The 21,399-nt window shown below is 61.0% G+C and carries 15 protein-coding genes and 1 pseudogene; 9 read left to right on the top strand and 7 right to left on the bottom strand.

Translation table 11 applies throughout. The features are described from left to right. Positions 1-52 precede the first annotated feature (52 nt). The 3 genes from AACH87_RS21980 to AACH87_RS21970 are packed head-to-tail and all read left to right on the top strand — an operon-like array spanning position 53 to position 4,716. Positions 53-2,188 (top strand): TonB-dependent receptor, encoded by a 2,136-nt coding sequence (locus tag AACH87_RS21980; protein ID WP_338799255.1) that lies wholly within the window; start codon positions 53-55, stop codon positions 2,186-2,188. Further along, positions 2,178-3,455, top strand: a complete 1,278-nt coding sequence (locus tag AACH87_RS21975) for an MFS transporter (protein WP_338799254.1) — start codon at positions 2,178-2,180, stop codon at positions 3,453-3,455. The genes AACH87_RS21980 and AACH87_RS21975 overlap by 11 nt, the downstream gene beginning before the upstream one ends. Positions 3,456-3,474: 19 nt before the next feature. After that, positions 3,475-4,716: an FAD-dependent monooxygenase gene (locus AACH87_RS21970; RefSeq protein WP_338799253.1), complete on the top strand. Its 1,242-nt coding sequence runs from the start codon at positions 3,475-3,477 to the stop codon at positions 4,714-4,716. Between the two features lie 140 nt (positions 4,717-4,856). Here the strand turns inward: AACH87_RS21970 and AACH87_RS21965 are convergent, their stop codons facing one another. The 4 genes and pseudogenes from AACH87_RS21965 to AACH87_RS21950 all read right to left on the bottom strand — a co-directional run. Beyond that, positions 4,857-5,240 (bottom strand): hypothetical protein, encoded by a 384-nt coding sequence (locus AACH87_RS21965; RefSeq protein WP_338799252.1) that lies wholly within the window; start codon positions 5,238-5,240, stop codon positions 4,857-4,859. A 27-nt stretch (positions 5,241-5,267) separates the two neighbouring features. After that, on the bottom strand, positions 5,268-6,839 hold the full coding sequence (locus tag AACH87_RS21960; RefSeq protein ID WP_338799251.1) for a hypothetical protein: 1,572 nt from the start codon (positions 6,837-6,839) through the stop codon (positions 5,268-5,270). Beyond that, positions 6,836-11,716 (bottom strand): AAA domain-containing protein, encoded by a 4,881-nt coding sequence (locus AACH87_RS21955; protein WP_338799250.1) that lies wholly within the window; start codon positions 11,714-11,716, stop codon positions 6,836-6,838. The genes AACH87_RS21960 and AACH87_RS21955 overlap by 4 nt, the downstream gene beginning before the upstream one ends. A 393-nt stretch (positions 11,717-12,109) precedes the next feature. Beyond that, positions 12,110-12,196, bottom strand: a pseudogene (locus tag AACH87_RS21950) (IS5/IS1182 family transposase); the annotation flags it as partial. Between the two features lie 148 nt (positions 12,197-12,344). On the opposite strand from AACH87_RS21950, the gene AACH87_RS21945 reads away from it, so the two are divergent. Further along, entirely contained in the window at positions 12,345-12,824 is a 480-nt protein-coding gene (locus AACH87_RS21945) for a hypothetical protein (RefSeq protein ID WP_338799249.1), read from the top strand. Between the two features lie 221 nt (positions 12,825-13,045). Here the strand turns inward: AACH87_RS21945 and AACH87_RS21940 are convergent, their stop codons facing one another. Together AACH87_RS21940 and AACH87_RS21935 are read right to left on the bottom strand one after the other, a co-directional pair. Next, positions 13,046-13,585 (bottom strand): hypothetical protein, encoded by a 540-nt coding sequence (locus AACH87_RS21940; RefSeq protein ID WP_338799248.1) that lies wholly within the window; start codon positions 13,583-13,585, stop codon positions 13,046-13,048. A gap of 410 nt (positions 13,586-13,995) precedes the next feature. Next, positions 13,996-14,967: an IPTL-CTERM sorting domain-containing protein gene (locus tag AACH87_RS21935; RefSeq protein ID WP_338799247.1), complete on the bottom strand. Its 972-nt coding sequence runs from the start codon at positions 14,965-14,967 to the stop codon at positions 13,996-13,998. Between the two features lie 667 nt (positions 14,968-15,634). Here AACH87_RS21935 and AACH87_RS21930 point away from each other — a divergent pair. Further along, positions 15,635-17,173: an IS3 family transposase gene (locus AACH87_RS21930; protein WP_338799229.1), complete on the top strand. Its 1,539-nt coding sequence runs from the start codon at positions 15,635-15,637 to the stop codon at positions 17,171-17,173. A 377-nt stretch (positions 17,174-17,550) separates the two neighbouring features. On the opposite strand, the gene AACH87_RS21925 is transcribed toward AACH87_RS21930, so the two are convergent. Beyond that, positions 17,551-18,996 carry an IS1182 family transposase gene (locus AACH87_RS21925; protein WP_338799246.1) on the bottom strand — a complete coding sequence of 482 codons (1,446 nt, stop codon included), beginning with the start codon at positions 18,994-18,996 and terminating at the stop codon, positions 17,551-17,553. A gap of 101 nt (positions 18,997-19,097) precedes the next feature. On the opposite strand from AACH87_RS21925, the gene AACH87_RS21920 reads away from it, so the two are divergent. The 4 genes from AACH87_RS21920 to AACH87_RS21905 all read left to right on the top strand — a co-directional run bounded on the left by AACH87_RS21920 (position 19,098) and on the right by AACH87_RS21905 (position 21,389). Beyond that, positions 19,098-19,685: an RNA 2'-phosphotransferase gene (locus AACH87_RS21920; RefSeq protein ID WP_338799245.1), complete on the top strand. Its 588-nt coding sequence runs from the start codon at positions 19,098-19,100 to the stop codon at positions 19,683-19,685. After that, positions 19,682-20,293, top strand: a complete 612-nt coding sequence (locus tag AACH87_RS21915; protein ID WP_338799244.1) for an HAD family hydrolase — start codon at positions 19,682-19,684, stop codon at positions 20,291-20,293. Before AACH87_RS21920 ends, AACH87_RS21915 begins: the two co-directional genes overlap by 4 nt. A gap of 194 nt (positions 20,294-20,487) precedes the next feature. Then, positions 20,488-20,799, top strand: a complete 312-nt coding sequence (locus AACH87_RS21910; RefSeq protein ID WP_338799243.1) for an HU family DNA-binding protein — start codon at positions 20,488-20,490, stop codon at positions 20,797-20,799. A gap of 143 nt (positions 20,800-20,942) precedes the next feature. Then, on the top strand, positions 20,943-21,389 hold the full coding sequence (locus tag AACH87_RS21905; RefSeq protein ID WP_338799241.1) for a helix-turn-helix domain-containing protein: 447 nt from the start codon (positions 20,943-20,945) through the stop codon (positions 21,387-21,389). Positions 21,390-21,399 lie beyond the last annotated feature (10 nt).

The raw sequence follows: 21,399 nt of genomic DNA, 5'->3' as shown, positions 1-21,399 counted from the left end.
CCCATACACACTTGACTGCTCGATGGTCTCGTTTTGAGGCTAGCCGTCACGATTGACTAATGGCACTGCTCATAGCTCTCCTTTGAGCAATTCCAAGGGTTGCAATCCAGTTGCAACGCTGTGTTCCCATAAATTCCGTGTAGGCCCGCAAAATTTCGATTTTTCGCGCCCACTTTGGTTTTGTTTTCTCAACTCCATTCACACAGCAGGCAAACGCGAGCAAAGCCTGGAGAGCATCAACGCCTCCGTCGTCGTGCGTGATCGCCAGCAGCTCGACGATGCGCAGGTCGCCACCACGCAGGATCTGCAGCGCGTTCTGCCAGGTGTGCAGATCTCCGAAAGCGCTTCGTTCCTGTTTCCCATCATCAGCGTGCGCGGGGTATCGTCTGCGCAGGATTTCTACAACCCAGCGCTCACGGTCTATGTGGATGGCGTGCCCCAGCTGCCCATCTTCGCCATCCGGGCACTGCAGGACGTAGAGCGGGTGGAACTGCTCAAGGGCCCGCAAGGCACGCTGTATGGCAAGAGCGCGCAGGGCGGCGTGCTGAACGTGGTCACCCAGCAGCCCGGCAACGAAGCGCGTGTGCACCTGGGCACCGGATTCTCCAGCCGTGGGGGCTACCGGGTGGAAGGCTCGGCCAGCGGCGCGTTGGTGCCCGACCTTCTGTATGGCTCCGCAGCCCTGTCGCGCGACAACGCACCCGGCGCACTGCACAACCCCGCCACTGGCACGGACGATCTGGGTGGAACCCGTTCCACCCTGGGCACGGCGCGTCTGCGCCTGGCGCCCAGCGGCCAGCCTTGGGAAGTGGTGCTGGCCATGGGCCGCGAATGCACGCGCGCCAGCCAGGATGCCTACGTGCCCTGGGACGACATCGGGCGCCGCCAGGCCTATGTGATGACCGGCATGCCCACGGAGCTCAGCAGCTTCCAGCAGCGCCGCTGCGGTACCCACCAATCCCTCACCGCGCAATACGACCTGGGCGAATGGCGACTGTCCGCCATAACCGCCTGGCAGGACGCTGACATCGCCCGGCGTTATCCCATCGGCCCGTATGACAGCCAGCAGCCTGAGCGCTGGCGCCAGAACGTGCAGGAGATTCGCCTGGCCACCCGCGGTCAGGGAGCCGGGGAGCGCAGCACCCGCGCCTGGGATGGCGTCTTCGGCCTATATCGCCAGACCATACACCAGGCCCGCGATTACACCAATTCCTTGCCCACCTACGGCCTGGTCGGGCTGCAGTCCGCATCGACCAACGACAGTGCCTCGGTCGCAGCCTACGGTGATGTCACCTGGCACGCCACGTCCGCCCTCGACCTGAGCGCCGGCCTGCGCCACTCGCGCGACAAGGCATCGACCGACTTTGCCGGAGCCGCCCTGAATGCCTCCTTCGGAATGGACAGCTTCGGCGGCAGCGGTCGCACCGATGGCAGCACGACCTTGGGTAAGCTCGGGGCAGCCTACCAGTGGACACCCGCATTGCGCAGCTACGTAACGGTGTCCCAAGGGTACAAACCCGCCGGCTTCAATCTGGCGCCATCGAGTGCGCAAGACGCCCGGGCGTATGGGAGCGAGCGCTCCACCAGTTACGAGTTCGGCACACGCTGGAAGCGCAGTGGGCTGGAGCTGGGCGCCGCCCTCTACCAAGTAGATATCCAGGACGCGCAGCTCTACCGCGGTGACAGTCTGGGCTACCAAAGCCTGCGCAACGTGGGCAACACCCGCTCGCGTGGACTGGAACTCGATGCCCGCTGGGAGGTGAGCACCGCTTGGAGCTTGGACGCCTCGGCCCAATTCAACAAGGCCACGTTCCGCAGCTACGACGATCCTTCGTCTTGCGCCGCATGCACCGGCAACGATGTGCCCTTTGCGCCCAGCCAGAGTTACGCTCTCGGCGTGACCGGCCGCATCGCTACCGCATGGGGCACAGTGCGCCCACGGGTGGCACTGCGCCGCACCGGCGCACACTATTTCGACACCGCCAACACGCTGCGCCAAAGCGGCTACACGCTAGTGGATGTCTCGCTAAACTGGGCCATCAACAGCCAGTGGCAGCTCACGACCTACGTACACAACCTAACAGACAAAGACTACCGGGTCTATGGCTTCTCGAATGCCGCCGTAGGGTCCATGGCCCAGGTGGCCCTGCCACGCACGATCGGCGTGATGCTCACGTATGACTACTGAGCGCCAGGTGCCGGGCGCGCCCGGCGTGTTCGGGCTTTGCGTGGCGTTGGCAGGCATCTACACAGTACAGAGCCTGGTCACTGGGCTGGCCACCCAGGCACTGCCAGCCGTGCTGCGGAACGCCGGGGCCTCGCTGCAGATCACCGGACTCGCCTTTCTCGCACTCTTACCGTGGGCGCTCAAAGGCCTGTGGGCTCCCTGGATTGAGCGCTGGCGTTTGCCCACGGCATCGCGCCAGCGGCGCTCACGCCCCATCATTCTGGGGGGCCAGACGGTCGTGATCGCCATACTCGCAGCGTTGGCGCTGCTGGGCGCGAAGCTCACCCCGACTATCGCGCTGCTCGGTGTAGCAGCGTTGGCAACCGCCACTGTGGACATAGCCGCCGATGGATTCGCCATCGACCAGTTGGCGTCAGGGCAGCGCGGCTGGGGCAACGTGGCGCAGGTGGGCGGTAGCTATGCCGGCATCGCGCTCGGCGGCAGCGCCTTTCTGTTGCTGCACCAGCGCTTCGGCTGGACCGTCGCCTCGGCGGCGATGGCGGTTCTGACGCTGACCTGCACCGCACCTCTGTGGCGCCTGCAGGAGCCGCCCCGGCCCGCGTCCACCCTCAACCCGCCATCGCACCGGGCCACGTGGCGCGATGCCTGGCAACGTCCGGCCATGTGCTATGGCCTGTTGCTGGTGGTGGGGATGGGTCTGGGCGTTCGCCTGAGCCTGGGCATGCTCGGCCCCTGGCTGATTGACCAGGGCGTGCACATGCCCCAACTGGCAACGCTCTGGGGCGTGGGCGGACTCTGCGCCGGGCTGGTCGGCACGCTGGCAGGTGGCCTTCTGGTGCAACGGCTGGGTGCCTGGCGGGCCTTGCATGCCGCCCTGACGCTGGAAGCCGTGGCGCTCTCCTCGCTGGCGGCCTGCGCGCTACTGCAGCCTGCATTACCTCTGCTGATCACCGCCAGCGCCGCGCTGCTCGTCGCCATGGCGTGCGGCTTCGTCACGCGCTATGCCTGGCTCATGGGGCTAACCAGTCCGCGCCAGCCCGGGCTCGACTTCACGCTGCTGCAGTGCACCGAAGCGGCCGTCGCCATGGCGGCCGGGGTGGCTGGCGGCTGGCTGGCGGGCCATGCCGGCTATGGCATCTGCTTTGGTCTGGCGATGAGCTGCGGCGTGTTAGCGCTGACCCTGCCGCGCGCCCTGCGCCGCCGAGGCCAGTGGGGCAACAACATGCTGCAGCCCCCTGCGTCGTCTCCGCGCACCGCATTTCCTTGAACGTTTTCCAGAACTCCCCATGCATTCGACGACTTCTTCTCCTATCGATTCCTCTCCTCATGCACCCCACGCCCTGATCGTCGGCGCCGGCATTGCCGGCCTGGCGGCCGCATGGTGGCTCACCCATATTGGCTGGTCTATCCGCGTGCTTGAGCGCGCGCACCACCTGCGCGATGGAGGACACATGATGGGTATCTCGGGCCCTGGCCTGGGCACCATCCGCCGCATGGGCTTGGTGGACGCGCTGCGCGCCGCCGCCTATCCCGACATGGGCACGCACACCTATCGTGACCGGCGCGGCCGCGACCTCCTCAGCGTGGACTACCGCAAGCTGCTCAAGGAGATGGACTGGATCACGCTGCGCCGTACCGAGCTGGTGCGCATCCTGCGCGAGGCCGTGGGTGAGCGCGCCCGCATCGACTTTGGCATCACCGTCGAGTCGATCGCCGAAGCGATAGGCGACGATCCGCTCACAGCCACGCTCACCGATGGCAGCACCTGCACGGCCGACCTGCTTATCGCGGCCGACGGCGTGCACTCCAGCCTACGCACGCGCACCATCGCCACCGATGCCGAGTGCCTGCGCCCCCTGGGCTATAGGTATGCAGCCTACGACTTGCCCGCGCACTGGGACTTGGCCGAAAGCTTTCTATCGTATGCCGAGCCGGGGCTGCAAAGCGAGTATTACCATCTGCAAAATGACCGTATCGCCGCGCTCCATGTGTGGCGCAGCTCCGCCCACGGAATGGTTCCTGCGCCAGAGCGGCGTCCGCTGCTCGCTCAGGTCACGGCACGCAGTCACCCCGTGGTGCAAAACGGCCTGGCCGCAGTGGAGCCTGGCGCGGAAGTCGTCATCGACGACCTGGCCCTGGTCGAGCTGCCCGCTTGGCACAAGGGCCGCGTGCTACTGCTGGGCGACGCCGCACACAGCCTGTCGCTGATCTCGGGCCAGGGCGCCGGTATGGCACTGGCATCTGCCAGCGTCCTGGCCGAAGAACTGGAACGCCACGCCGGTGCCAGCCACCCACCCACGGCGCAGCACCTGGCTACAGCCCTCGCCGCACATGACCGGCGCCTACGCCCCACGGTGGAACGCCTGCAGCAGCGCAGTCGCAAGATCGCGCCCGCCTTCGTGCCGGCCACGCCCGTGACGTTCTTCCTGCGCAATCTGGCACTTCGGGCACTGCCGCAGCAGCTGATGCGCCGAATATTCATCAGCGGCCTCAAGTCAGAAGCCGAGGCAATGGCTGCGCTGCAGTAATGCGCTTTGCTTTGCTGTGTCATGAGACAAGTACCGAGAGCAGATACCGCAGCAACTGTTCTGCATCGGAGAACCTGTCGATGACGTCATAGCCGAGGCTCCTCGTCTTCTCTCGGCAGTCCGTCCTGCGTGCCTGACGACTACATCGCGCCCTGAACGGCGCCATGGCATTGCACAGCCCCATGCGCAAAGCTACATCTGCGTCGGCGGCCACCCATCTGCGGCATCGGCGTCGCAACCAAGGGTGATGTAGCGTGGCGGTGTGTAAGGTGTGCCTCGTCGATATACCAAGGTTGCGTATCCACTCCGGATAGACGGCAGAGAGATCGGACCGGCGCTTTAGACGCATCCAACACCTTGAGTGTTTCGAACGTCTTGCCGCCGCGCCCGCTCAGCGGCTCCCCGCCCAGATGGGACGCGACTTCATGCATAACCTGCGCGACCGGCTTGGTGTCGATGGCGCGCCATGTCGCGTAACCCTGACTGGCTAGGGTGATGCTCAGTTCGGTGAGTTCGAGGTGCATGGGCATTACAGGCGCAGTGTTATCTAGCTACCTCTCCAGCGTCAGTCGAGCACGGCCCCGCTTTGCAGGACCATCGACGTCCACCTCGCTCGACGGCGTCAAGCGTGCCAACAATTGCACCAGATTTTCTATTGGCGCCGCACCACCTTCCTCGCGAGCCGCGGTGACGCCGTCTGGCCGGGCGCTCATTCGTGCCGAGACCAGAGCCCCCGCGGATGCAATATGTTTGGGCGCAGAGGAAATGAAGCCGATCGGAACAGCCGTCGCGTTGTGGGCCAGATTGAAATGGAACATCGCACACACCAGCGTATCAGGCACGATCAACAGTTCCACGCTCCCCCCCATCAACACCACATCCGCCGCCAGCAGGCGGTTGAATTGGTCTTGGTAAATGGCCAAGCGCTCACGTGGTGGACGACGTGCAGTCGGCACCACAACCTGCAGTCCGGCCGAGGGTCGTTCGCCACCTTGAGAGAGCAGCAGCTTTTCGATCTTCTGTGCAAGGTCGCGCGCACTGCGTGTGCGTGCCCACAGCGGCGACTGCGGGGCCCACCACAGAGCCTCCCCCTGCGCGGGATGCGTCGTTTCTGCAGAGTCTTTGGAGTCGGATTCGGCCCCTTCGGTGGCAAGTGGCTCAGTCTCAACCAGTGCTTCCGGCTGTGCCATCGCGGCCTGAATGCGCTCAAGCAGCAACGCGGCATTGCGCGGAAGGTACAGTGCGCCCAGCACCGGGGTGACGCGGTCGTCGTCAGTGCGCACGAACCGCGTCAGATGGACCTCTTGGGCGTAACGGCGAAGATCGAACGCATCCCCCGTCACGTAGCGCTGTAGCAGCGTGTCATCGAAGGTCTGGATGAAGTCTCGCAAGCGCTCGTTGTCGCCCCGCTCCTGGCTGGCCAGCGCGTCGGTGATCGCCTCGGCGATCTCCAGCCGGCTGCCGAAGCTCTCATCGTCGATGTTGCGTCGGATGCTCGTCTGCCCGCTCAGATCGAGGTGGAACGTACACGGCAGGGGAATGCTGAAGCGCTCGCCGGCGTCAATGGCGCTGATCTTGTAGATCTCAGCCTTCTCCCTGGTACAGATCTGGCGAAAGTTCTGCTGGAAAGACTGCTCCGCGTATTGCCGCGTGCGTGACTGCTTGTCCAGGTTGCGTGTCGCCAGCTCGATCTGCGAACGCACCCGCTTCAGACGGCTCGGCCGGCCCGCCGGGCTGAAGCTGATCAGGTCGAACACCACTTCGGCGCTCCAGTCCTGGATTTTGAAGAAGCGCGGCAGATTGTCCGAGCTGTCCTGGAAGCGCGCCAGCGCGTAAGTAGTGAGCTCCAGGTGCTCGTCGTTCCATTGCAGTAGCCGCTCATCAAGCAAGGACTTGAGCACTGCATCGGTCTCCTTCTTCGAGAAACCAAAGAAATCCTGGATCTGCGCGGGACTGAGCGTACCGCAGATGTAAGCGATGCGCAGGGCGAACTCCGTTACAACCGGCAGCGCTTCTTCGGCACTGATGGCACACGAGATCGCGAAGCTCTGCGCGGGAATGGCAAACGTGATCTCATCGACCGCGAGGTGTTCGCGCAGCTGTTGTTCCTCGAGCGTGATCATGCCGGACTCCCTTCCAAGGCGGATGCCTGGACCATCGTGAACGCCTTGTCGTCGCGATGCGCCTCGATGTGTGCGAGGACCCGCCCCATGGGGGAGCGCTGGTGGCGATCGCGCCACATGCGGGCTGCGCCGACGATCACCAGGCGATCCATGGCGCGCGAGATCGCCACATTCACCCGCTCGTTGCTGCTCAGGAAACCCTGCTCGTAGCGGCCGTTGTTGCGCGTGGTGGATACGATGATGATCCGGTTCTCCTTGCCCTGGTAGCTGTCGACGGTGTCGATCTTGATCAAGCGCCGGTAGCCCGTGGCCCAGTCCTGTTCGCTGAGCATGCGTTGCAGCAGGCGCTCCTGCGCGGCGTACATGCAGATGACCCCGATGGGCTTCTCGTCCTCGCCGCAGTGGTCCATCAGGGACTGCACGAAGGGTCCGCCGGTGCAGATCGAGCGCAGCACATCCAGTATCTCTCGCGCCTCATAGAGGTTGTCAAAGCCCGGCGTCCTGGGCCGTTCGTGGGATTCGCGCCCGGCGTCCGACGTATCGACCCAGGTCACAACCGCGCCGATACGTTCGGGCAACTGATCGAACCATGGCGGCGGATCACCGCGTCCGGGCTGCAGCGGCACCGGGTAGAAACAGGCAGACACCAGTTCGCCGATCGGCGGCGCCATGCGGTACTGGGTCTGCAGGGTCGCACCGACTTGGCGGCCGTAGTCGGACTCGAAGGCACGCTCGAAGTCGCTGCGGGTGAGCACGGATCGGTCCAGCCACTGCAGGTCCGCGGAGATCCGGCGCACCAGCGGCTCGGTGTAGAGCGGCGGCAGCTGCCGGTGGTCCCCGACCAGCAACACGCGGCGCCCTGACTGGATCGCGACGGCCAGTTCTCCCGGCGTGGCCCGGGCCGCCTCGTCGACGATCACCCAGTCGTAGCGATTGCGGGCCACCCCGAACTGGGAGCGCCCCAGGCCCACGCAAGTGCCGCAAACTAGAGAGCGCGTCTTAGCGAGAAATTCCTCGAAATTGCCGCGCAGCGTGCCCAACCGGTCTACCCATTCCTGGGCCATCGCCATGACCTGATCGAGCTTCGACACGGCATCGGCCGAGGTCACGCCGTGGGCCTCCATCGCGGCGCGCCGTAGCTGGGCAATCGTCTCGGCTGGATCGGCCACCTCGTGCACGTCGAATTTCTCGCGGGCCAAGGTGCGCAGACGTTCGGTGCGTTGCCCGATGCGCGCGGCCGCAGACGCGATGTCCTCTCCCGTCGCATTGGCCTCCGAGCGCTTGCGCGCCAGCCGCTCGATGTCTCTCAAGAGGCGTCCGAGGTGGAAATCGATGTCGAACCAATCCTCCACGAATGCGCTGGGCAAGCCCAGGTTGCGACTCAGCGCCACAACGCGCTGGCGCATCTCGGATCGGAACAGATCGCGGTAGGCCTGCAGGATGGACGCCGAATGGTGCGGCCGCAGTTGCTCGGACACCATGCCCTCGGCACCGAAGCGCACTACGTCCAGCGGCAAGTCAGTGCGCTGGCACAGTTCGATGACCTTCTCGGCCGCGTTGTTCACCGCCTCGTGCGACTGGCTTGCCAGCAGGATGCTCTGTGCGCCGTGGGACATCGCGTAGTGGATGAAAGATGCGATGAAGGACGTCTTGCCCGTGCCCGGGGGCCCCTGCAGCAGGCTCAGCGGCCCCTGAGACCACAACTTGGCAAAGGCATCCCGCTGTTGCCGATTGAGGGAGAACACCAACTGCCCCGACTCGTTGTGACGGTTGTAGGCATCCAGCTCTGCGTCGGTGGGCGAGGCCTGCAGGGTTTGTGGCAGCGGGCATTGCACCGGATCGAAATAGTCGACAAGGTCGGGCAGTACCGATTCGCGTCCCAGGATGCGGGTGACGGCAAGATGCCGGCGGCGGAACGAGGACAGATCCTGCTGGCTGCGCAGCTTGATGCGATCGCCCACGCCGGTCTGCATGCGGATGCGCGGGTTGTCGATCACCAGGATGGCCTGGGTGGTCTCGCGCATGTCGATGTCGCCGACCTTCACCAGTTCGCCATTGGTCTCCTGCAGGGCCTCGACCTTCGCGTCGGATTCGTAGTCGAGCGCCTCGCCTTCCTTGCGGTACGGAATGCGCAGCTTGTCGCGGCGCCCCATCTCTCGCGCCACCGGCGCGGCGATCTCGACTTCGGGCAGCGTAGCCTCTTCGGCATCAAGGATAGCTCGCCACAACGCCTCGGTCCGAGGGGCGGCGCGTGGCACGCCCAGATCCTCTTCGCCGGCGTCAACCTCCTCGTCGGGCGCGTCCAGGTCGAGGATCTGGGAGCGGACGGCGTCGATGGCCTCGCGGACCTCCGCTATCGCCTCCAGCGCCGCGAGCAAGTCGCTGGCATCGTCGGCCAGCGCGGGCTCGAAATGGATTTCTGCTTTCAGCGTCGCGGTCGCCTGAGTGGCCATGCGCACGAACTGGCTGTGTGGCATGTCGTGCACGCGCAGCGACGCAAAGTCGAGCGTTGTAGGCTTGAGCAAGATCAGCAGGCGCCGACGCACTCCCGACAGCGACACTTCCACGTGGGGCTGTTGCCGGCTATTGCGTACCCGCTCAATCGCCACCCCCACATGGAACGCACCGTTGTCGCCTGCCAACGGCGTGCGCGAGGTGAGTTGGCGCATCTGAACGACCAGCCGCGGCCCGGTGTCGAGCAATGGCGGATGAAGCAACCGTGCGACAGCGTCGTCGATGCGGTCGAGCGCATGCACACGCAGTTCTCTGTCCAGGCAGCGCTGGATCTCCTCACGCAAGGGGATTGCATCAATCCCCTCCCAGGACGCAACACCGTCCAGCAGTTCCCAACACATCTTTGCCACGGCATAGCAATCGCGCTGCTCGGGCGACACTGACTCGTGGTCCACGGGCGCATAGGCTGGGTTGTGAGGACCGGCCGCGCCACCCTGCACCATGTCGATGGCGTCGATGAAGCGCACGTCTGCACCGTCGATCAGGACATTTCCAGGGTGAAGGTCGCCGTGTTGCAGATCCAGCCCATGCAGATGCAGCGTGGCCTTGACCAGTTGGTGACACAGCGCGAGGATCTCGCGCGCCGCTGGACGGGTTGCACCGGCTTCCAGCAGACCCTGCCCCTCCACCCAGTGTTGGACCAGGAAGGTACCCGCGTCCGATATTCCGAAGTCCACCACTGGCGCCAGCGAGGCGCAGGGCTGACTCTGGACAAGGCGGGCCTTGTCCAGAAACATCTTCAGCGCATGCGTCTCCTCGGGGCGCTTCGGATCGGGCCGGCGTCCGTACCAGACTTTCACGGACACTGGGCGTCCGCCCACGGTCGAGCGGTAGAGATGGCTGTGGCCCTGCTTGATGTTCTCCTCAAGTGGATAGGCCACCATCGGCATGACTTCGCTGCGGTATGCCTCGAAGGCGTGCAGATCCACCTCGGCCCTTGACGATCGGCCGACTGGCAGAGCGTTCAAGGCGTCCAGCATGACGCGGGCGTTCGCAAAGCGCGCCGATGGAACCCAATCCATGGTTCGGGCGAACCAGGCGGCCAGGCCGGGATCGCAGTCGGTCCCCTCCGGAGGCTCCCATAGGAACAAGCCTTCCATCTGACGCGGTAGGCGCAGGAACAGCACGTGGTGTACGGCCGCGCCGAGCAGGTAGACGTCGCCCTGAAACGCGTCGCTCGGTTCGCCCTCGCCCAGTTCGGAATCCTCGGGTAGCACGGCCTTGCCCGCACGCAGGTTGTCTCGCAGCGGCCCGACCGTTCCCGCCTCGGGAAAGTAGGCGGTCAGGAAGCCGGAGATGGACACCTTCGACGGCCGCTCCAGCCACAGACTGTGGTCACTGACATCGCGATGCGCCACACCGGCATCGTGCAGTTCCGCAAAGTGCGACAGCAGCACCTTGATCAAGGACAGGCGGTCCGCGAACGACAAGTCCTGCCCGTGGCGGTGCACGAACTCGTTGAGCCGCAGTTGGCGCGAGGGCAGTCGGTAGAGTTCGCAGAAGTCCGCGTCAATGTCGTCACGGGTGGGATGGGACAGCGGTTGCAGCACCACACCATCCAGTTGCTCGCACTGCTCATGGATGAACCCGAGCACCTTGTGCTCGCGCAGCGCGATGCGCGCCCGCTCATCAAGGGTGTCGGCGATGCCGGTAAGCGCGGAGAAGTCCCAGCGCCGCAGCAAGGCTTCGTGCCGCTGGTCATCCTTCTTGACCGACTTGTATTCCTTGTACAGGCCCTGCGGATGCGGAAAGGTCGCCTCGCCCACGATGTGGAAGTTGCCGAACGAAAAGCCCGCGGGCTTGAAGTCCCGGCCACGGAAGAACTGCGTGAAGGTCTGCAGATGCTGATTGGGCTTACCAGCGCAGGGGTTGCCAAACTCCTGTCGATAGCCGCCCTGCTTGGCGATCTTCAGGAACTGGTCAAGCGTCAGGACGAAGGCCTTTTCATCATCCGGGACCGCTGAGAAATCTGCTGTTCCGCACATCACAACGCGGTAGTCGATGTAAACGGACCTGGCCGGCTCGGTGAGGCGGTTGCGGATCTTGGACGAGAGAATCTTCCACTTGTCGGCGAGCACTTTGACTGGAGAGCGCCCCATGTCGTCGCCGTCGCGCAGCCAATGGTCCTGCATCGACTCGATCTTTCCGCGCCACTTCTTGAGCTCGATGAGCAGAAGCCGATCATGGGTCAGCAACACCAGATCGATCTCGCGATCCCGGTAGGTCGTGTCCATCATCATAAAGCCGGCGTACCCTTGCCATTTCAGGCTGAACTCAGACGCGTTGAACGCCTGCCGCATGCGCTCCAGTGCATCTTTCTCCGAAGCGTGGATGCCGTCGCTGCTGATGATGTCAATCTTCATCTTGTATCTGCCGCTCTCCTGCGGAAGTATCGAGGTCCGCCGACCTTTCCTAAACGAGCTCTTTCAAGCGTCCGTCTTCGTTGCATTGTCCTAGTCGAGATTGCCGACCGCAGTCGCCCAATCTTAGGAAATTCTGACACGTGTTGTCGCGCTAAATACAGAACCGAGCTCCTGCGTGGCAGCTCCAGGCTGGAACGGGCCCGCCAGTGTCCCTCACCGTGGGGCAGAATCCGGCCAGGAGCAGCCTGTGGAGGCGAATAGAAGCAGACGCTCAACGTTCGTGTAACCCGCGACTTTAGAAAAGAGGCCGCGCAGGGGCGGGAAGTCGTAAAGCGTCGGTGTTAACTAGGGCGTGTCAATCAAAGTCAGAAAAATCCCTAGGGTTGCAGCCTTTCAGACCAGCCACATCATGGACGCAGCCAGGTGAATAGCCCTCAGGAAGTTGCAGGCGGTCTTGTCGTACCGAGTGGTAATCCCATAAGCAGCATCAGTACTAGTACCCACCGACAGAATCGCCCAGGTGCTGACAACTGTCGATCCGCGTCCCTTGCAGACTGGCGATGCGCTCACGCTGCTTGAGCGGGCTACCCGCCTATCGGTTCAGTTTCAAGGCCGTCAGATCTGAGTCATGGACAACATCTGTCGCGGTGTCGAGACATTTAACCTGTCTTTGAGCCACACTACAGCTAGCCGCAGCGTGGTGCCCATTGGTAACGTGCCATCGGCCTCTCTGGTGGTGACGCCACCTATCGTCAGCGACAGCGGTCGCGGTATGGCAGCCCTGGCAGAGGTGAGGCTCAAGCAAGAAGTGAAGACTCTGAACACCCAGATGCGCACGCTGACAAAGCAGTTGGCCAAGCTGGAGGAGATGGTTCAGAGCCAGCAGCCGGTGAAGGACCCCCGCGTTCCTCGGTCGACAGCAGGGTTCGTTTTCAACCACGAAGCACTGATTGCCAAGCGCCACGAGTTGGGTCTCACCCAGGCCCAGATGACTCAACTATTGGGGGTATCGAGCCTGACTGCCTACAAGTGGGAAACAGTCGCCGTACACCCCCGCGATAAAAAGTTTGGGCTATTGCAGGAGGTTCGGAAGACGGGCCCACGGTAAGTCCAGAAGACGCTCAAATAGCCTCAAGAATAACTCCCGCTCGGTTGGGTGCCGAAGCTTTGCGTCGGTGCCCACCACTATGGGAATCGACGCGACAAAAGAAAAGGCCCGCTTGTGCGGGCCCAACGAAGAGAACGCGGCACAGTTCAGGGTGCCAAGCGCAGCAAACTACGTTAGTTCCGGGGGACGGCCCGGCACCGTGTAGTAGAGAGCAGCTTTGCCTACTGGATGCGCATGACCGTCAACATCGCACGAGATATGCTGAGATACTTTATTTGATTCGTGCCAACGATACATTCGAGCATCAGGCTGACTTTAGCACCTGCAGCCATCGTCACCATACCCATCGCTTGTATTGTGCCGTTATTACCTGGATTGAATCCCACCATTTCATTGTTTGGAACAGTCGATCCATCTAATGCGATATTTCCGTTACAGCTGCTTGTATCGTGCGTGAGGCTTCCATCAGAGCTCGGATGGAAGTTGATGTAATACTGGATAAAGTAATCCCCAGCATCTGGGAACTGAAAGTTGATATTGTCCGGCGCCAATGAGGGGCCCACGCCTGGACCTGCATACCGATATCTGTCCCAGGTAATAAACTTCTTCCTGCTATCGTCCATTTGATCGATACCGCTACCGCTGAGGTGAGTCGCTACCAGAGCATTCCCACCACCAGCACCGGCCAGTCCCTGAGGACCTATTGGGCCTTGTGGTCCTACGGACCCCGTATCGCCCTTGGGCCCAACAGGACCTTGCACGCCCTGGATACCTTGCGGTCCAGCTGGACCCTGCGCACCTGCTGCTCCCGGTAACCCCTGAGGACCAGCAGGACCTTGCGGCCCTGCGGGCCCAGCTGGGCCCGCGCTACCCATTCCCACACCCGTAGCGCAGGGGCCCAGGCGTCCGGTGAGGGTATCCGCGCACACCACCGTGGAGCCTGCGCCACTGCTGCTCAGACCAGGGATGCGCACCTCACCATTGTCCTCAACACGGAAGCGCTCCTGCGTACCACCAGAACTCTTGACCACAAATCCGCCGTTGGGAGGCACGGTGGCCGATATATCGGCCGCATGCACCGCCGACAGCAGCCCTCCCGCCACCGACAGCAATACTACAGGACGCACCAGATAATTTAGAGTTGGATGCACCCGAACCATCTTTTCGCTTCTCATAAACACACTTTCTTTTTGGAAACACGGTTGGCAAGCGGCGAGGACTGCAGCGCCCAAGCAACGAGAGCCAGCAGCGAGCCTAGAATCAGCACGCCATATTCGCTCAATGTGGGAATGCTCTTGGCCGTTGCTGCCGCAGTACCGATCTGAACGTTGCTGGCCACGCTGACGAAATTTCTGACAACGTTAGCCGAAGGCCCAAGATTGACGACGACAGCGCCACCAGTCGCAGAGACGAGCTGAAGGTTTTGCCCTGAGACTCCCTGCAAGGTGAGAGTACCCAGTACAGTGATTTGGCTGCCAGCCTGGATGGCGAAAATACGTCCACTGCCGCTACTGAGCACGAGGTTCTGAAACACTAAGTTGCCCGAGATTTGCGTGGTGTTGCCTACGCAACCGTCTATCAGCTCGACCGTACTGTTGCCAGCATTGAAGGACCCAGTGCTGCGAAAATTGCCGCCCACCCTCAACACGCCATCGTTGCCATTCAACATACCGGACGATCCAATCACTAGGTCACCATCAGTCCTTAGCTGTCCCGACGTCACGTTAAGTTGCCCCTGTATATCCACCCCGCCACAGGCAGCATCGAGAGTTGACCCGGCAGGAACGTCTATCCGGGCTCCGGCAGGCACCGAAATCTGAGCCAAACTAGGCAAGGCACTAAAGCAGTAGATCAGCAGCACAAAGGCACACTGGCGAAGGATTAAAGGCATACGATTTTTCTCGCAACGAGCGTGTGCCAAGATGTACGCAACTTGAGATAACAGTTCCAGAGCAGCGCGGCTGAGCGTCGTGCCCCCCAATGAGGTCGATTGGCACTGCTTTCCCCAATCCGAGCAACTCCATGGGCAGAAAACATCTGCAGCCGCTTTTTTAACCAGTAATCTCATCCGCACGCAGCCCGCACCAGTTTCAGAGAAGGAATTGTTCGCGGGGAAAGATGTATGGGCAGATAGTGGTTGCATGGCGCTGTGCGTTGAAATGTCATCTCAGCTTTTTGACCAATTCAGGTGCAAAAAAAGCGGCCAATGTAAGAGACGCAGGATCAAAGGTAAACAGAAAAATTGCCAATCTCGATTGCTTCGAGCAAACCGTGGATCTTTATGTACTACGTCTTCGACATTGAAATCACCTGCATCACCCTGCGCCATGCGCTACTGAAGTGACCGTTGTCGGCAGTGGTTTCACCGTGCTTGCAGGACAGCGGTATAGCGGTCAGCTCGTAGAGTCAAGGGCAGCAAAAAAAGCGACCATCGTGGTTACCTCCAAGCTCATGACGAGCTTCGGATCTACCGAACCTCCTTGGGCCTGTAACCTATGCCCGCGTACCAGGAGACCCTGCCAGCCATCCTCGCGGTCACCGGCAAAGACAAGGGCGTCACGCCCCAGTGATCTGCAAAGAGATCTTCAAGATGGCGGCTGCGCTAGTGAAAGATGAACATGAACGTGCCGCGCAACGGCTTTTGATGGCGTCGCCCCACTGGATGCGACACACGGGTGTCTCGCACACCATGGAAGCGGGAGTAGACACTCAGTATGAGCAGGCCCAGGCGCGGCACTCCATGTTGATTTCCACGCAGAAGTGACCCACTGGGGGTGCGGACGAAAACTTGGACTACTAAAAGGTAGTTCATGTATTCCTACGAAGACCGAATCCGAGCAGTTGAGCTCTACATCAAGCTGGGCAAACGCACCAGCCCGACGATCAGGCAGTTGGGGTACCCGACCAAGAATTCATTGAAAGGTTGGTATCGGGAATATCAGCAGCGCCAGGACTTGCCTAAAGGCTATGCGGGGCGTGAGCCCAAGTTCTCGCAGGCCCAGAAGGCGGCGGCCACACAGCACTACCTAACACATGATCGATGCATCGCAGCCACCATGAGGGCCCTGGGCTATCCAGGGCGTGGAACGCTGACTAAGTGGGTGCGCGAAGCATTCCCTGAGGCCAGGATGGCCGTTGTCGGCAGTGTGGGTCAGCGAAGATATCCCGAGAGCTTGAAGCAAGCGGGAGTGATGGAGCTTTGCACCCGGCAGGAAAGTGCACAGGCGGTTGCCGACAGGCTCGGCGTGTGCCGACCAACGTTGTACAACTGGAAGAACCAGCTTCTGGGGCGTGAGGCACCCGCATCAATGAAACACACCGATCGATCACCGCAGGCGCAAGAGCGCGAAGAGCTCAAGCGCCAGGTTGAAATACTGCGCCACGAAGTCAGGCAACTGCGCCTTGAGCAGGACCTCTTGAACAAGGCCAATGAACTGCTAAAAAAAGGCCTGGGCGTCGATCTGCAACTCCTGTCCAACCGGGAGAAGACACTGCTGATTGACGCCCTCAGGGAGCACTATGGTCTGCCAGAGCTCCCTGCACAGTTGGGTCTTGCGCGCAGCTCATACTTCTACCATCGGGCCCGCGCGGCAATCGGAGACAAGTACGTGAAGGTGCGCCAATCCATCACCGAGATCTTCGAGTCCAATCACCGCTGCTACGGCTACCGCAGGCTGCAAGCCTCACTGGCCAGAGAACAAGGCCCGATCTCCGAGAAGGTAGTGCAGCGGCTGATGAAGCAAGAGAGCTTGGTCGTTGCAAAGCCCAAGCGGCGGCGGTATGCCTCTTACCTTGGCGAGATCAGCCCGGCACCAGAGAACATCATCAACCGTGACTTCCAGGCTGCTGCGCCAAACGAGAAGTGGCTCACAGACATCACGGAATTCCAGATCCCCGCAGGCAAGGTCTACCTGTCACCGATCATCGATTGCTTCGACGGGATGGTGGTCAGCTGGACCATTGGCACGAGCCCGGATGCTGAGCTAGTCAACACGATGCTCGATGCTGCTATCGAGACGGTGGCAGAGACCAACGATCGACCTGTGGTCCACTCCGACCGCGGAGGACACTACCGCTGGCCCGGCTGGCTATCGAGAATGAGCGACGCGGACCTTACCCGTTCGATGTCCCGCAAAGCCTGCTCGCCTGACAACGCGGCGTGCGAGGGCTTCTTCGGTAGGCTGAAGAATGAGCTGTTCTATCCTCGGGACTGGAAGAGCGTCACGATCAAACAGTTCATTGGGGTGGTCGACGACTACATCCGTTGGTACAACGAGAAGCGGATCAAGATCTCCCTGGGGGCCCTCAGCCCGATCGAATACCGGGTGAGTCTTGGACTTGCGACATAAAACCAGTCCAAGTTTTTATCCGCACCCCCACTAGCCCCCGGTGGGTTAGGTTTGCATGGAAATCAACACGCACTAGCAGCATCCTCCGGGACGGCCATACAGTGGCAGTTAGCCGTGCTTGCTCAGCACAATTCCTAAGCGTCAATTGCGTGAGTGCGGATGGGAGTGAGCTCCTCCTGAAGAGGTGCTAACCCTGCACGAGGTCCGCTTTCGGCCGAGGCTGTGTGGAAACGCTCAACGAGCATGTGGTCCAGCCCTGTACCACAGCCTTGCACCGCATTCCTCACCAGCATGGCTGTAGTGCCGTTTCTGGCGCACCTGAAGCCTTTTGACGCACTCCCGAAGCCTTTGTCAGCTGCTAAATGCCAACTAAGGCATCACGCCTTGACCATCCGCATCGCCTGCATCATCTGCGCGATACCCATCACGCCCATCACCCGCTTGAGGTTGTAGGCCAGCACATGAAGGCTCATCTCTGTGCCCACGTACTTGAGGGTCTTCATCAGGAAGTGCGTCGAGCCCATCCAATGTTTGAGCGTGCCGAAGACGTGCTCCACGGTTGACCTTCGCAACGTCATGGCATCGGGGTTACTGTCCAATCGTTGCTGAACGCGCTCCAGAACCTCTTCGTGCTCCCATCGGCGAATGCGCCGGTTGCTACTGGTCGTGCACTGGGATTTGAGCAGACACTTTGGGCAGGCACTTGACCAATAGACGCTCAGGTTCAGGCCCTTCTCGATTGTTTTGAAGCGATGGATCGCACGCTCGCCTGCAGGGCACTGGTACTCGTCATCCTTGGCGATGTAGATGAAGTCGGCCTTGTCGAAGCGCCCTTCGGCCTTCGCGTTGGACGTCATCGGCTTGGGCACGAAGGTCGTGATGCCAGCGTCTTCGCAGGCCTTGAGCTGTGGACCACTGAAGTAGCCTCGATCGGCAAAGGCCTGCAGGTTCTCGCCTCCCATGGCCTGGTCTGCAGCGCAGGCCATGTGGTGCAACTGTGCACGGTCATTGTCAACGTTCGTGACCTCGTGCGCAACGATCAGGTGGTGCTTGGCATCAACTGCGGTCTGCACGTTGTAGCCCACCAGGCCCGATCCCTTGGCCTGGGTGGCCATCGAACGTGCATCGGGGTCGGTGAGTGATATCTGGCCATCGGGCAGGGTCTTCAATTGCTCCTTGAGACCGTCGAGTTGCCGCATCTGCTCACGCAACTTTTTTAGCTTCTCTTGCAGTCGTTCTGCCTTGGCTTCAACCTCTGTAGGCTGCGTGCGGTCGGCCGTCTCCAGCGCGTCCAGATAACGCTGGATGCTCTGCTCGATCTGCTGCTGGCGAGCCTCGATCTTGCCGGGTGTGAAGTTGCGGTCGCGGCTGTTGACGGCCTTGAATTTGCTGCCATCGATCGCCACGATGGCCTGCGAGAACAAGTTCAGCTGGCGGCACATGGCGATGAAGCGCTTGCAGACGTTGCGGATGCCAGCGCCGCTGCTTCGACGGAAGTCGGCGATGGTTTTGAAGTCTGGCGCAAGGCGCCCGGTCAGCCACATCAGCTCGACATTGCGCTGGGCTTCACGCTCCAAGCGGCGGCTCGACTGGATGCGGTTCAAGTACCCGTAGATGTACAGTTTGAGCAGTACGCCAGGGTGATATGCGGGCCGACCCGTGAGCGCAGGATCAACGCCTTCAAAGCCGAGTGCCCGAAGATCCAGCTCTTCGACAAAGACATCGACAACCCGCACTGGGTTGTCCTCCGCGATGTAGTCGTCCAGGCACTCAGGCAGCAGGGTGACCTGTTGCCGGTCTTCGCCTTCGATGAATCGCTTCATGGAGTACCTCGCTTGAATCGGGTGCCCATGATTTTAGTTTTGAGCTGCAATCGTGGGTGGGGTTATCACACAGCCTCGACCTATCACTGACCCCCGCACCTATGAAATTTTCAGAAAAACAAGTCGTGGCAACCAGCAAATTCCTGAGTCTGGTTTTGCGTCACAAGCCTCAAGTGATTAGCTTGGACCTGGACTCCAACGGCTGGGCAAACGTTGATGAGTTGCTGCGCAAAGCGTCTCTGGCAAAGCACCCCCTGTCACTTGAGTTGCTTCAATTCGTCGTTAAAACCAACGACAAGAAGCGCTTTTCATTCAGTGATGACGGCTCCCGGATTCGAGCCAATCAAGGTCACTCTGTCGATGTGGACTTGGGGCTTACAGCCATCGATCCGCCAGCGATCTTGTTTCATGGAACGGCTGAGCGTTTTATCAGCTCCATACTGGCGACGGGGCTGCAAAAGCGTCAACGTCACCACGTTCACTTAAGCGAAAACAAGGACACTGCCATTCAGGTTGGGCGCAGGTACGGGGTTCCCGTTCTATTGGCGGTTGATGCGCGGCAAATGGCCGAAGATGGAGTTTCCTTCTACCAAGCAGACAATCAGGTTTGGTTGACGGAGGAAGTGCCTTCGCGGTATCTGACCATCGTGTCCACCGAGTGGCCCAAACTCAGGAGTCGCTTTCCATGAAAAGACCCACCATTGCTCTGGACGCCGATGGCGTGCTTCTGGACTACAGCCTGGCCTACGCCCACGCGTGGCAACGCGCATTTGGGATTCTTCCGCAGGAGATCGATCCGCAGGCATATTGGCCCATGCAGCGCTGGGGTGTTGAACAACTCACGGGAGAGCGCCGTCAACAGTTCAGGGACTGCATGGACGAGACATTCTGGTCCACTATTCCGGCATTGGACAAAGCAGTGGAGGCCTGTCATCGATTGCACGATGCGGGGTTTCATCTGGTGTGCGTCACAGCGCTGCAGCCTCAATTTGAGCAAGCCCGTCTTCGTAACCTGCGCGACTTGGGGTTTCCGATCGAAACGGTGATTGCCACTGGCGGTGATGTGTCTGGCCGCAGCCCCAAGGCGAATGCCGTGGACCAGTTGGCACCTGTGGCCTTCGTAGACGACTACCTTCCGTATTTCAAAGGCATTCGGCCTGATGTTCACTTGGCATTGATTCATCCTGGCCGCAACGGCACTCCCAATGTTGGACCCGACCTGGATGCCGTGCACTCCCAGCATGAAAGTCTGTGGGAGTTCAGTGAGTGGGTGCTGAAGCAACCGAATCTCAGGTGAACATCTAGCCATGTCGTTGGGGTTCTACCCATTGGGCCTGAATGCTCTCCATGGCCAATGGCTCTGGCAGGGCACTTGGTTTAATTCCTGATTACTGCAATTCACTCTGATACGAGCACCCGTCACTTAACACACACATTTGCATGCAATGGCGTTATAAACAGGCCCTTTTTACCTCTATCCATTGACCACCTATGAACCGCGCAGAACTCGTTGAAATCCTGGCCTCAAAGAACGACCTTTCCAAAGCTGCTGCCGCAGCAGTGCTGGAGTCTTTCATTGATGCCGTCCAAATTGCTGTCAAGAAGGGCGACGCTGTCCAACTCGTGGGCTTTGGCACTTTCAAGTCCGCCAAGCGCGCTGCTCGAACGGGCAAGAACCCCTCCACGGGGGCGGCCCTGAAGATCCCCGCAACCACAGTACCCAAGTTTGTAGCGGGTACCAAATTCAAGGCTGTGGTGGACCCAAAGGCTGCCAAGCGCAAGGCAGACAAAGCAGCCAAGTAACAGACCACAGGCTGTGAGGTTCACAGGCCTCATTCAATACCGCCTCTGGCCGTTGGTCTCAGGCGGTTTTGTTTTGCTCGCCCAGCAGAAACGCAGTAAATACTCACGCTCGCGAGATGGTCCGATCCCGTACCACCACAGGCATGAATACGTTCTCCAATGCATTTCGTGCTGAAGTCATCCGGATGGCCCGTAAGGAGCTCAAGCCTGAGCTCCAGGGTATGCGCAAAATCATCACCAGCCATCGTTCTGAGATTGCAGCCTTGAAGCGTGAAGTCAAAGCATTGGCGTCGCAGTTGAAAGCCGCACAGCGTTTGACCAAAGTGCCCAATACGCCGAACGCCCAGGCTGCGGCGAATACTCCCAGGCGAGCTGCTGGCGGCAATTTCAACGCTCAAGCGTTTGCAGATAAGCGCGCCGAACTGGGCATCACTCAAAAGCAGATGGCGCAGCTTGTGGGGGCTTCCTGGTTGTCTGTCTACAAGTGGGAGTCCGGTAAGGTGCATCCGCGAGCAGCGCAGCTGGGGCGTATCTCCGAGGTGCTCAAAATGAGCAAGCGCAAGGCACTGGCCCTGCTCAGTCAAGACTGAGTTGTCTTTG

Origin of the sequence: Acidovorax sp. DW039, assembly GCF_037101375.1 — a bacterium.
Taxonomy (GTDB): domain Bacteria; phylum Pseudomonadota; class Gammaproteobacteria; order Burkholderiales; family Burkholderiaceae_C; genus Acidovorax.
Note: the sequence above shows the minus strand (reverse complement) of the source record. Positions and strands in the feature narration are given on the sequence as shown.

Bases quoted from the DNA above. Each gene is read 5' to 3' on its own strand.
- AACH87_RS21975 (WP_338799254.1), top strand. From the start codon at position 2,178: ATGACTACTGAGCGCCAGGTGCCGGGCGCGCCCGGCGTGTTCGGGCTT.
- AACH87_RS21970 (WP_338799253.1), top strand. From the start codon at position 3,475: ATGCATTCGACGACTTCTTCTCCTATCGATTCCTCTCCTCATGCACCC.
- AACH87_RS21965 (WP_338799252.1), bottom strand. From the start codon at position 5,240: ATGCACCTCGAACTCACCGAACTGAGCATCACCCTAGCCAGTCAGGGT.
- AACH87_RS21960 (WP_338799251.1), bottom strand. From the start codon at position 6,839: ATGATCACGCTCGAGGAACAACAGCTGCGCGAACACCTCGCGGTCGAT.
- AACH87_RS21955 (WP_338799250.1), bottom strand. From the start codon at position 11,716: ATGAAGATTGACATCATCAGCAGCGACGGCATCCACGCTTCGGAGAAA.
- AACH87_RS21945 (WP_338799249.1), top strand. From the start codon at position 12,345: ATGGACAACATCTGTCGCGGTGTCGAGACATTTAACCTGTCTTTGAGC.
- AACH87_RS21935 (WP_338799247.1), bottom strand. From the start codon at position 14,967: ATGCAACCACTATCTGCCCATACATCTTTCCCCGCGAACAATTCCTTC.
- AACH87_RS21930 (WP_338799229.1), top strand. From the start codon at position 15,635: ATGTATTCCTACGAAGACCGAATCCGAGCAGTTGAGCTCTACATCAAG.
- AACH87_RS21925 (WP_338799246.1), bottom strand. From the start codon at position 18,996: ATGAAGCGATTCATCGAAGGCGAAGACCGGCAACAGGTCACCCTGCTG.
- AACH87_RS21920 (WP_338799245.1), top strand. From the start codon at position 19,098: ATGAAATTTTCAGAAAAACAAGTCGTGGCAACCAGCAAATTCCTGAGT.
- AACH87_RS21915 (WP_338799244.1), top strand. From the start codon at position 19,682: ATGAAAAGACCCACCATTGCTCTGGACGCCGATGGCGTGCTTCTGGAC.
- AACH87_RS21910 (WP_338799243.1), top strand. From the start codon at position 20,488: ATGAACCGCGCAGAACTCGTTGAAATCCTGGCCTCAAAGAACGACCTT.
- AACH87_RS21905 (WP_338799241.1), top strand. From the start codon at position 20,943: ATGAATACGTTCTCCAATGCATTTCGTGCTGAAGTCATCCGGATGGCC.